The organism is Escherichia sp. MOD1-EC6021 (genome assembly GCF_002965245.1).
Taxonomy (GTDB): domain Bacteria; phylum Pseudomonadota; class Gammaproteobacteria; order Enterobacterales; family Enterobacteriaceae; genus Escherichia; species Escherichia coli_F.
The window spans coordinates 1-11,328 of the sequence record NZ_PTRU01000013.1 but is presented as its reverse complement, the minus strand read 5'-3'; the positions used below and the strand labels follow the sequence as shown (position 1 = coordinate 11,328).

At 47.9% G+C, this 11,328-nt stretch carries 11 protein-coding genes, 1 rRNA gene and 1 pseudogene; 4 read left to right on the top strand and 9 right to left on the bottom strand.

The window, feature by feature from the left end; genetic code table 11:
- Nucleotides 1–47: 47 nt before the first annotated feature.
- Both yihI and BEB54_RS15695 read right to left on the bottom strand, forming a co-directional pair.
- Nucleotides 48–557 (bottom strand): Der GTPase-activating protein YihI, encoded by a 510-nt coding sequence (gene yihI / locus BEB54_RS15700; protein ID WP_001295266.1) that lies wholly within the window; start codon nucleotides 555–557, stop codon nucleotides 48–50.
- Between the two features lie 118 nt (nucleotides 558–675).
- Nucleotides 676–842 (bottom strand): annotated as a pseudogene (locus BEB54_RS15695) (hypothetical protein).
- A gap of 296 nt (nucleotides 843–1,138) precedes the next feature.
- Between BEB54_RS15695 and yihA the strand changes: the two are divergent.
- Nucleotides 1,139–1,771: a ribosome biogenesis GTP-binding protein YihA/YsxC gene (gene yihA / locus BEB54_RS15690; RefSeq protein ID WP_000183349.1), complete on the top strand. Its 633-nt coding sequence runs from the start codon at nucleotides 1,139–1,141 to the stop codon at nucleotides 1,769–1,771.
- Between the two features lie 137 nt (nucleotides 1,772–1,908).
- On the opposite strand, the gene BEB54_RS29960 is transcribed toward yihA, so the two are convergent.
- A complete protein-coding gene (locus tag BEB54_RS29960) occupies nucleotides 1,909–1,956 on the bottom strand; it encodes a spot 42 RNA, inhibition of DNA synthesis (RefSeq protein ID WP_071892919.1) in 48 nt (15 codons plus the stop codon).
- A 165-nt stretch (nucleotides 1,957–2,121) separates the two neighbouring features.
- A complete protein-coding gene (gene polA / locus BEB54_RS15680) occupies nucleotides 2,122–4,908 on the bottom strand; it encodes a DNA polymerase I (protein ID WP_105277535.1) in 2,787 nt (928 codons plus the stop codon).
- Nucleotides 4,909–5,271: 363 nt separating this feature from the next.
- On the opposite strand from polA, the gene BEB54_RS15670 reads away from it, so the two are divergent.
- On the top strand, nucleotides 5,272–6,204 hold the full coding sequence (locus tag BEB54_RS15670) for an acyltransferase (protein WP_024212204.1): 933 nt from the start codon (nucleotides 5,272–5,274) through the stop codon (nucleotides 6,202–6,204).
- Nucleotides 6,205–6,244: 40 nt separating this feature from the next.
- Here the strand turns inward: BEB54_RS15670 and BEB54_RS15665 are convergent, their stop codons facing one another.
- The 4 genes from BEB54_RS15665 to BEB54_RS15650 form a co-directional block, all read right to left on the bottom strand.
- The gene (locus BEB54_RS15665; RefSeq protein WP_105277536.1) at nucleotides 6,245–7,675 is read right to left on the bottom strand and encodes a YdgA family protein; all 1,431 of its coding nucleotides are present in this window, start codon (nucleotides 7,673–7,675) and stop codon (nucleotides 6,245–6,247) included.
- A 154-nt stretch (nucleotides 7,676–7,829) separates the two neighbouring features.
- Nucleotides 7,830–8,456: a thiol:disulfide interchange protein DsbA gene (gene dsbA / locus BEB54_RS15660; RefSeq protein WP_000725337.1), complete on the bottom strand. Its 627-nt coding sequence runs from the start codon at nucleotides 8,454–8,456 to the stop codon at nucleotides 7,830–7,832.
- A gap of 16 nt (nucleotides 8,457–8,472) precedes the next feature.
- A complete protein-coding gene (gene srkA / locus BEB54_RS15655; RefSeq protein ID WP_001065496.1) occupies nucleotides 8,473–9,459 on the bottom strand; it encodes a stress response kinase SrkA in 987 nt (328 codons plus the stop codon).
- A 76-nt stretch (nucleotides 9,460–9,535) separates the two neighbouring features.
- Entirely contained in the window at nucleotides 9,536–9,805 is a 270-nt protein-coding gene (locus tag BEB54_RS15650) for a YihD family protein (protein ID WP_001295263.1), read from the bottom strand.
- A gap of 69 nt (nucleotides 9,806–9,874) precedes the next feature.
- Between BEB54_RS15650 and mobA the strand changes: the two genes are divergently transcribed.
- Together mobA and mobB are read left to right on the top strand one after the other, a co-directional pair.
- Nucleotides 9,875–10,459 carry a molybdenum cofactor guanylyltransferase MobA gene (mobA, locus tag BEB54_RS15645; protein WP_032185590.1) on the top strand — a complete coding sequence of 195 codons (585 nt, stop codon included), beginning with the start codon at nucleotides 9,875–9,877 and terminating at the stop codon, nucleotides 10,457–10,459.
- A complete protein-coding gene (mobB, locus tag BEB54_RS15640; protein ID WP_001620772.1) occupies nucleotides 10,441–10,959 on the top strand; it encodes a molybdopterin-guanine dinucleotide biosynthesis protein MobB in 519 nt (172 codons plus the stop codon). Before mobA ends, mobB begins: the two co-directional genes overlap by 19 nt.
- A 93-nt stretch (nucleotides 10,960–11,052) precedes the next feature.
- Here mobB and rrf read toward each other — a convergent pair.
- Nucleotides 11,053–11,168: ribosomal RNA gene (rrf, locus tag BEB54_RS15635) — 5S ribosomal RNA — on the bottom strand.
- Nucleotides 11,169–11,328 lie beyond the last annotated feature (160 nt).

Genomic DNA, 11,328 nt, shown 5'->3' with positions numbered 1-11,328 from the left:
ACCGGAAGGGTTATCAGCAGAACGGGAAGGCCCACGGCGGCAATCCGTTAGTTGCCCCGCAGCAGACGCATCATGTCTTCTTGCTTCTCGTCTTCTTCCTCTTCTTCGTCATCGTCATAAGAGAGGCCGAGTTTCTGCATCAACTCATCAATACGATCCAGTTTGGCATCCACCCAGGATTGCTCTTCGGCGCTCAGGGTTTCGCCTGCCTCCAGACGTTCCAGCAGCGCATCCAGACGCTCATCCGTTTCCAGTAACTCCAACTCCGCCTGCGGTGAAAGCATAGGTTTCTCACTCTTCGGTTTGTGCTGTTTGGTGACTTTTTCAGTCACGCCCAATGGAATAGGGGTTTTACTGCCAATACGTGGATCTTTCGGTGCGTTCTGGCCTTTGCTGCCTGACGTGGTGTTACCGCCCGCTGCGCGGCTGCCCGGCGCATGACCACGACGTTTTTTCTGACGCTTACGGTCACGAGCTTCCTGATCCAGCTCCTCGCGTGTTTTTCGACGCGCTTTTGCATGACCTTTGCTGCGTGAGTTTGAAGATGATGGTTTCATAATGGTTCGTCTTTTAGCCGTTTTATTCAGTATAGATTTGCGGCGGAATCTAACAGAAAGCAAGCAAAGAAAAAAGGCGACAGATTACTCTGTCGCCTTTTTTCCTGACTCATAACCCTTAACGGGTCTTACAATCCCTGCAGGCCGCCAACACACCCTGTTTTTCCATTAGCCGGAACAATCCGTGTTGATTCCATTTCCGTTTAATTACGTCTCCGGACGTTTGTCTTCCTGACAATCCTCTGTCTTCGCCTCCTGGCGCTCCTGACCCTCATCCTGAGTCATTGTTCCTGTTAGCGTCCTCGCTCTATGGGTGCTACTTTACGCCTTTGCTTTAAACAAACAATCAACCGCCATCAGTATTTGCACATTTTCAGAGTTTTATATAAAAGCAATTAACTGATTTATATAGCTTATTTGACATGCATCGCAGAATTTTCTCTGCTATTTCGCATAAAGACTATCGGCAATGTCTCACAAAGCGTATGGCTTTTACTTACAACGCTCACGCCGAAAAATCCGCCTTTTATTATGGTTCAGGTATAATCGCCGCAAAGCTTTGACTGACGGAGACGACCGCTTTGACTAATTTGAATTATCAACAGACGCATTTTGTGATGAGTGCGCCTGATATTCGCCACCTACCTTCCGATACCGGAATTGAAGTGGCTTTTGCAGGCCGTTCCAACGCAGGTAAATCCAGCGCGCTGAACACGCTGACTAACCAGAAAAGCCTGGCGCGGACCTCAAAAACCCCAGGGCGCACCCAGCTTATCAACCTGTTTGAAGTGGCTGACGGCAAGCGTCTGGTTGACCTGCCCGGCTATGGCTACGCGGAAGTCCCGGAAGAGATGAAGCGCAAATGGCAGCGCGCGCTCGGCGAGTACCTCGAAAAACGTCAGAGCCTGCAAGGCCTGGTGGTACTCATGGATATTCGCCATCCGCTGAAAGATTTGGATCAGCAGATGATTGAGTGGGCGGTAGACAGCAATATCGCCGTGCTGGTGCTGCTGACCAAAGCGGACAAACTGGCAAGCGGCGCACGTAAAGCGCAATTGAATATGGTGCGTGAAGCGGTGCTGGCGTTTAACGGTGATGTGCAGGTTGAAACGTTCTCTTCGCTGAAGAAGCAAGGCGTGGACAAGCTGCGGCAGAAACTGGATACCTGGTTTAGCGAGATGCAGCCTGTAGAAGAAACGCAGGACGGCGAATAATTTTCTTGCCTTAATGCTTGTGCCGGATGTGGCGTATCCGGCTCTGGCATAGGCCTGAGAAGCATCAGGCATTACGATCTTTTCTTTCGCCCAATAAAAAACGCCCCAGTCATTACTGACTGGGGCGGCTAAAATATTCAGCCAAATCCGATTACGTGAAGTAAAAGGTCTGAAAGATAGAACATCTTACCTCTGTACCCTACGCGACTAACTTTACTCTTTTTTGTTCAGTTCAGAAAGCATTTTTTGTAATTTTTTTTCAGTTGTTGCATAGGAATTTCTAATAGCCATCACAAAACGTGACAGCTTATGTTGCTTACTTACGAAAAAAGGGCATGTTCAGGCGAATCTTAGTGCGCCTGATCCCAGTTTTCGCCACTCCCCACTTCCACCAGCAACGGCACATCCAGACGGGTACAGTTTTCCATCAGTTGATGAATCTGTTTCGCGACGGCATCGACATCATCTTTATGAACTTCAAATACCAGTTCATCGTGTACCTGCATAATCATACGCACACGCGGTTGCTCAGCTTGTAACCACGCATCAACGGCAATCATCGCTCGTTTGATAATGTCGGCGGCGGTTCCCTGCATTGGCGCGTTAATGGCTGCACGTTCAGCCGCTGCACGACGAGCACCATTGCTGGATTTGATATCCGGCAGATACAGACGGCGTCCGTCCAGCGTTTCAACGTAGCCCTGTTCTTTCGCCTGCGCACGGGTGCGCTCCATATACTCCAGCACGCCTGGGTAGCGTTCGAAGTAAAGGTCCATGTACTTCTGCGCTTCTTTACGTGGAATGTTCAATTGTCGCGCCAGACCGAAAGCACTCATGCCATAAATCAGACCAAAGTTGATCGCTTTCGCGCTACGACGTTGCTCGCTGGTGACGGTTTCCAGTGGCAAACCAAACACTTCTGCCGCCGTAGCCCGGTGGATATCTTTTCCTTCCGCGAATGCGGTCAGCAAGCCTTTGTCACGCGAGAGATGCGCCATAATGCGCAGTTCAATCTGCGAGTAGTCCGCCGAGACAATCACATAATCCTCTGGCGCAATAAACGCCTGGCGGATACGACGACCTTCTTCGTTACGCACCGGAATGTTTTGCAGGTTAGGATCGGTTGACGATAAACGTCCCGTTGCGGTTACTGCCTGGTGATAAGAGGTATGTACACGCCCGGTTTTCGGGTTGATCATCAGCGGCAGCTTGTCGGTGTAGGTCGATTTCAGCTTCGCCAGACCACGATACTCCAGAATCACTTTTGGCAACGGATAGTCCAGCGCCAGTTCTTCCAGTACCTCTTCCGACGTTGACGGCGCACCACCCGGCGTTTTCTTCAGCGGTTTAATGCCCTGTTTTTCAAACAGAATGGTTTGTAACTGCTTGGTGGAAGAAAGGTTAAATTCTTCACCTGCAATTTCATGCGCTTTCTTTTCCAGCTCAGCCAGACGAAGAGTGAGCTCTTCAGAATGATTGTGCAGCACTTTCGGATCGATCTTCACACCGTTACGTTCAATGCGTGAAAGCACCGGCACCAGCGGCATTTCGATATTCTCGAAGACGTTCAACGGCCCTTTGTGTTTTTGCAGATCCGGCCACATTTTCAGATGCAACTGCAAGGTGACATCTGCATCTTCGGCGGCGTAACGTCCGGCCTCTTCGAGGGCAATCTGGTTAAAGGTCAGTTGATTTTTGCCTTTACCCGCAATCTCTTCAAAAGTGATGGTTTTGTGCTTCAACCAACGTTCCGCGAGGCTGTCCATATCGTGACGCCCGGCAACGCTATTGAGAATGTAGGACTCCAGCATGGTATCAAACGCAATCCCACGCAGCTCAATGCCGTAGTTCGCCAGAATACCGCGATCGTATTTCAGGTTTTGCCCGACCTTCAGCGCCTTTTCATCTTCCAGCAGCGGTTTTAGCAACTCGAGTGCACGCCCGCGAGAGATTTGATCGGGCGCATCAAGATAATCATGAGCAACCGGAATATATGCCGCTACGCCTGGCTCGATAGCAAAAGAAAGCCCGACCAGGTTAGCAGAGATGTTATCAAGGCTGTCGGTTTCGGTATCAAATGCAAATACCGGCGCTTTTTCCAGCTTCGCAATCCACGCTTTCAGTGTTTCTTCATCAAGGATGGTGATGTAGTTGTCATAAGAAATCACCGTTGCCGTCACTTCTGGCGCTTCGTCTGCAACACTGGTTTCCTGCGGCCTGGCTGCGGGTTTCGCCCCTTTAGCCTGTAACCATTTGCCCGCTTCGACATCAGCAGTCCAGCGTTTGAATTCATACTTTTTGAACAGCCCCAACAACTCTTCCGCCGCCGGTTGCTGCACTTCTAGTTGTTCACAGGTAAGCTCCAGTTCAACGTCGGTTTTAATCGTCGCCAGCTGGTAAGAGAGATAAGCCACTTCTTTGTTTTGCTCGAGCTTCGCCGCCATTGTTTTCGCGCCACGGAAGCTCAACCCAGCAATTTTTTCTGGCTCGGCATACAGCGTATCCAGTCCGCCAAGACCTTGTAGCAATGCTTGCGCGGTTTTTTCACCGACGCCCGGTACGCCAGGGATGTTATCAGAGGAGTCACCCATCAGCGCCAGGAAGTCGATGATCAGTTCTGGCGGCACGCCGTACTTATTCACCACCTCTTCCGGTCCGAGGATGGTATTCGTCATGGTATTGATAAGCGTAATATTTGGCGTCACCAGCTGCGCCATATCTTTATCGCCTGTGCTTATCAGCACCGGACGCCCGGCTTTTTCGGCTTCGCGCGCCAGAGTACCGATAACGTCGTCCGCTTCTACGCCAGAAACCGCCAGCAGCGGCAGTCCCATCGCTTTAACCATCGCGTGCAGAGGTTCGATTTGTGCTCGCAGATCGTCCGGCATTGGCGGACGATGTGATTTGTAATGTTCAAACAGTTCATCACGAAAGGTTTTTCCCTTGGCGTCAAAGACCACCGCTGCATGCGTCGGTTTATATTGCATGATTAGACTGCGCAGCATGTTGAGGACACCATACATCGCACCGGTCGGCTCGCCTGCGCTGTTAGTCAGCGGGGGAAACGCGTGATAGGCGCGATAAAGATAAGATGAACCATCTACAAGGATAAGTGGATTTTGGGGGATCTGAACCATAATGTCCGTGCCTGTTTATCAGATTATGGGTAAAGGATGCCACAGACAGGATGAAAACATGAGTTTTTCACCGCTTTTCGTGAAAATCTTTTGTAGATCTTCTGGATCGCTCGCAAATCGTCATGTGGATAACTTTGTGCATAAATTATTTACATCGCTTTTAATTTATTATCATGCTTTTTACAGCATGATGTTTGTCTTTGCTTTTCATACAGTTAAATATAAAGCCATCCCTAATAATTGTGATAATGGGATTTTTTCTAATGTGGATAGATATGAATTATTTTTCTCCTTAAGGATCATCCGTTATTTGGGGCGTTTTCTGCTAAAATCGGCGCCTTGCGCTTCTTTAGCGCACTGTCTATGGCTAACCTTTTGAATAAATTCATTATGACGAGAATACTCGCTGCGATAACCCTTTTGCTGAGTATCGTATTGACCATTTTGGTCACTATTTTTTGCTCCGTCCCGATCATCATTGCCGGGATTGTAAAACTATTGCTACCTGTGCCAGTCATTTGGCGAAAGGTTTCGCGTTTTTGTGATTTTATGATGTATTGCTGGTGTGAAAGTCTGGCGGTATTACTGCATCTGAACCCACACCTGCAATGGGAAGTTCACGGGCTGGAAGGGTTAAGTAAGAAGAACTGGTATCTGCTTATTTGTAACCACCGTAGTTGGGCAGATATTGTCGTACTGTGCGTGCTGTTTCGTAAGCACATTCCGATGAATAAATATTTCCTCAAGCAGCAGCTTGCCTGGGTGCCATTTCTTGGCCTGGCATGCTGGGCGCTGGATATGCCGTTTATGAAGCGTTATTCCCGCGCTTATTTATTACGTCATCCGGAGAGACGTGGTAAAGATGTTGAAACCACACGGCGTTCTTGTGAAAAGTTTCGCCTGCACCCCACCACCATTGTCAATTTCGTTGAAGGCTCCCGTTTCACGCAAGAAAAACATCAGCAAACCCACTCCACTTTTCAAAACTTGTTGCCACCAAAGGCGGCAGGCATTGCGATGGCGCTAAATGTACTGGGTAAACAATTCGATAAACTGCTTAATGTTACGCTGTGTTATCCCGACAATAACCGTCAGCCGTTCTTCGATATGTTAAGCGGTAAACTGACGCGAATTGTCGTACATGTGGATTTACAGCCTATTGCCGATGAGTTACATGGCGACTACATCAATGACAAAAGCTTTAAGCGCCATTTTCAGCAATGGCTGAACTCACTGTGGCAGGAAAAAGACCGACTTCTGACGTCGTTGATGTCATCACAGCGTCAGAATAAGTAAGTTTTACTCGCCTCTGAATGAGCAGAGGCGAGTGAGTATTTTAATGAACAAAACGTCCGGCACGAGACATAAATTCTTCTTCGCTCATTTCCTGTCCGTTAAAAACAACTTTACCCGGTGTATAACGCAGTTGCAGCGAGGCGGTATTGTTGTCAATCGTGATTAACTGAAACATCTGACCTAATGTCATCATCCCGCTGATTTGTTTATCAGCCTGCTTTTGCGCTTTTTCCGCATCCATGCCTTCAGATAAATTAAGCTGTTTTGCGGTTTCTGTGACAACATTAAGCGGTAACTTCACGTCAAAATTGAGCGATTTAATATCTTTGTTTGTGGATGATGAAGATTTGGCTGGGTCGGCAATACTGATATCCAGATTGGCATTTAGTTCGCCGAGTGCGTTCTTCCATCTTACCGGTTGTTTAATGGTCGGCTCACTTTTTTGTAATAACGGTAAATACTCTTTGAACAATGCAGCATTCACTTCTTGCAGAGCAACTTCATCGTTTGCTAACTCAGGGTGTGCAGCAAGCTGCTTCTGCATCGCAATGTTATACTGAATGATAAATTGGCGCACCGCTGAGGGATCAATAGATTCCGCAATCAAGGACCACTCACCACTACCGAGTTGCTGATTCCCTTTTGTTAACTTATCAAGTTCGTAGGTCAGATTGACATTGATATAATCTTTGTCTTTAACGCGATCCAGCCTGGTTTTTGCAACGAAAGCATCGATTTGGGCAACGTCTTCTCCCTGATTGATAATGTTAATCTGATTGAATTTCGACTCGCTTTCGCCAACCGGAAATTTCTTTTCTTCTAATCGCGTCAGAGAATCAATGGTAAAACTTTTCGCCGTTACTTTGTTCAATGGCGATAATTCCAGAACAATATCTTCGACTTTGCCTTCAATATCCAGGTTAGACAATGAGCTACCATCACCATTAAAAGTAAACTGGCCTTCACCAAAAGAAAACTTTCCATATTTTGCAGGGGCAACATCTAATGTCGTGGAGAATGAGCCACCAAACGCGAATCGCAATGTCGCTTCCACGGGCGATTTATTTTTTGCGGCGATAAATAGCGGTTGTGTCAGTTCATTATTCACTAAGTTCACTTTTGCCGCTGCCAGTGCGGGGATGACATTACCACGCATTAACATTGTGATTGGCAACGGACCGTGCTCAACATCCACATCAAATGCAACTTTCTGGCCTGGCTTGATATTGAGATCGGGTGCACCGTTATCAAATGTCATTTGCATTTGAAAATGAGAATTAAAAAAACCTTTGTCAAAGTTTTTATAACTTAACGTCATATCGTAGGCATGTTCACCTTTCTTTTTAGCATCGTTAAAATCTTTAATGAACTTTTCGACACCAGGCTGAATTTGCGTACCTGTGTACCATGTGCCACCACCCCAGATTACGGCTAACGCAACAATAACACCTGTAGCTGACTTACGTATCATATAAATATTCCCTGATAAAACAGCAAAACTTTGAATATCCACTTATGCTGAAATAATGTCCAGCGGCAGGACGCATTATCAGAATGTATTTATATTTATTAAATAATAAAAAAAGCCCGTGAATATTCACGGGCTTTATGTAATTTACATTGAATTATTTTTTCTCGGACAGATATTTCACAGTATCAGCATACTGCTGAACAAAAACATCCATATTGCTGGTATCCATACCCTGCGGATTCAGCTGATATTTACCGTTAACAAACATCGCCGGAACGCCACGCAATTGCACGTCAGCTGCAGCTTTTTCCTGCTGAGCGACCAGGGATTTCACCACGAAGCTGTTCCACGCCGCGTCGTACTCTTCACCTTTAATACCTGCGTTGATAAATACATCGCGGATATCAGATGCTGAACGAATGGTCTGGGTTTTCTGTACGCCTTCAAACAGCGGAACAGTGACTTTGTCTTCCACGCCCAGTGCCATCGCCACTGCCCATGCCTGAGTCAGATCTTTGCCCAGGTCACCCCCCATGAAGTTGACGTGGTATTTAGTCATCTTCACGCCTTCCGGCAGTTTTTTCTTCACGTTATCAGAAATATGCAGAACTTCTTCAAACTGATAGCAGTGCGGGCAGAAGAAAGAGAAAAACTCCAGCACTTGCGGCGCGCCAGCTACCGGTTTTTCCAGGGTAGTGTACTGTTTACCATCTTCATACTGCGCCGCCGATGCGCTAAACGCTAAAACTAAACCAGCCAGCGCCAGCCAAATCTTTTTCATGATCTACTCTCTCCGATTAATACATAGGTGTTAATTGCAAAGGGGGTTCTTGTAGAACTTTTGCCTGTTCTATAAAAGTCGCCGTCTGTCGCAGCCAGTAATCTTCCCCGGTTAACCACGGGAAATTTTTCGGGAACGCGGGATCAGCCCAACGCCGCATTAGCCAGGCAAGATAATAAACCAAACGCATGGCGCGTAAAGGTTCAATCAGTCCGATTTCAGCGGTGTCGAACTCGCTAAATTCTTCATAAGCTTCAATAATAGTTTCCAGTTGCATCCGCTGCTCGGCTTTATCGCCATTGAGCAACATCCACAAATCCTGAATAGCCGGACCATTACGTGCATCATCCAGATCAACAAACATTGGACCATCGCGCCAGAGGATATTCCCGGCGTGGCAGTCTCCATGTAGCCGCAGAACGGTGAAATCTTCCCGCCAGTGTGCTGTAACGGCGGCGATCAGCTCATCTGTCGCTTTCAGGAATGCCGCTTTCAACCCGGAAGGTATCAGTGTGGCGTCCTCAAACAGCTTGCGTGGCTCAATGAGATATTCATTCAGACCGATGGTCGGGCGATGGATAAAAAGCTGTTTGCGCCCCGTCTGGTGCATACGCCCTAAATAACGCCCAACAGCTTCCATCTGATCGATATTATCAGCTTCGAACTGGCGACCACCGACGCTTGGAAAAACAGCGAAATAAAATCCCTGATGATTCAATAAAGTCTGACCGTTAAAGGCCACAGGCGCTGCGACCGGAACTTCATCGTTAACCAGCTGCAACGCAAATTGATGTTCTTCGAGGATTTGATCGGCTGTCCAACGTTCAGGGCGATAAAATTTGACGACAAAACGTCGACGATCTTCGTCCTGAAATTGATAGACACGGTTTTCATAGCTGTTAAGCGGGGTAAGACCGGAATCCACCCGGATCCCATGCTCAAACAGAGCGTCCATGATGGTATCCGGGTGTAGTGTCTGGAAAGTAAAAGCGCTGTTGTTCATCCCATCATCCGGAAAACATTACGAATGATGAAGGATATCATTTCACGATGATTTTGGTTGCGCCGCTTACAAGCTTTTACTCTTTAATTACGCCACGTGCGCGTAATAGCGCCGTTTTGAAATCTTCTTCATAATCTTTCTGCAAACCCGGGATCACCGCATCTTTCGCGGAATCACGCATTTTCAGGTGATAGATCAGAATGTCATCCGTCAAATCCGCCAGTTCGCCGTCAAAACCTGACTCTTTCGCCAGTTTCTGCAAAAATTGCAGCAGGTTAAGGTCTGGTTCTTTTTGCCAGGCTGGCTGGAGGAGTTCAATAACTTCATTCAGACGTTTACATTTCATAGTGATGCTCCTTACTCTTGAGACAGACACGTTAGCAGGGTCAATCCCACAATAAAAGAGGCGATATCGGTGAATCTGATGACGACGATAACAGGCGTTGTGCTGGCGGGCGGTAAAGCCAGACGAATGGGCGGCGTAGATAAAGGATTGCTTGAATTAAACGGCAAACCATTATGGCAACATGTCGCTGACGCGCTTATGACGCAGCTCTCTCACGTCGTGGTTAATGCTAATCGTCATCAGGAAATCTATCAGGCAAGCGGTCTGAAAGTGATTGAAGATACACTGGCGGATTACCCAGGCCCTCTGGCAGGAATGCTTTCAGTAATGCAGCAGGAAGCGGGGGAGTGGTTTTTGTTTTGCCCATGCGATACGCCTTACATTCCCCCTGATTTAGCTGCCCGGCTTAATCATCAGCGCAAAGATGCGCCTGTCGTGTGGGTCCACGACGGTGAACGCGATCACCCGACTATTGCTCTGGTAAACCGCGCAATTGAGCCTTTATTACTGGAATATCTGCAAGCAGGAGAACGCCGGGTAATGGCATTTATGCGTCTGGCTGGCGGTCACGCGGTCGATTTCAGCGATCATAAAGATGCATTTGTAAACGTGAATACGCCAGAGGAGCTTGCCCGATGGCAGGAAAAACGATGATACCGTTACTCGCCTTTGCCGCGTGGAGCGGCACTGGAAAAACTACGCTTCTGAAAAAACTGATCCCGGCATTATGCGCCAGAGGGATCCGTCCGGGACTGATTAAGCATACGCATCATGATATGGATGTTGATAAGCCAGGCAAAGATAGCTATGAACTGCGCAAGGCTGGCGCGGCACAAACCATCGTTGCCAGCCAGCAGCGATGGGCCTTGATGACGGAAACACCAGACGAAGAAGAGCTGGATCTACATTTTCTCGCAAGTCGAATGGATACCTCAAAGCTGGATTTGATTCTGGTCGAAGGGTTTAAGCATGAAGAGATCGCAAAGATTGTGCTGTTTCGCGATGGAGCCGGACATCGACCGGAAGAATTAGTGATAGACAGACATGTTATTGCTGTAGCCAGTGATGTGCCGCTTAATCTTGATGTCGCGTTACTGGATATTAATGATGTTGAGGGGCTGGCTGATTTTGTGGTGGAGTGGATGCAAAAGTAGGCTGGATAAGATGCGCCAGCGTCGCATCCGGCATGATTTTCTGCACCAATGCAAAAAGGCCATCCGTCAGGATGGCCTTTCGCTTAATTTGATGCCTGGCAGTTCCCTACTCTCGCATGGGGAGACCCCACACTACCATCGGCGCTACGGCGTTTCACTTCTGAGTTCGGCATGGGGTCAGGTGGGACCACCGCGCTAAGGCCGCCAGGCAAATTCTGTTTCATCAGACCGCTTCTGCGTTCTGATTTAATCTGTATCAGGCTGAAAATCTTCTCTCAATCCGCCAAAACATCTTCGGCGTTGTAAGGTTAAGCCTCACGGTTCATTAGTACCGGTTAGCTCAACGCATCGCTGCGCTTACACACCCGG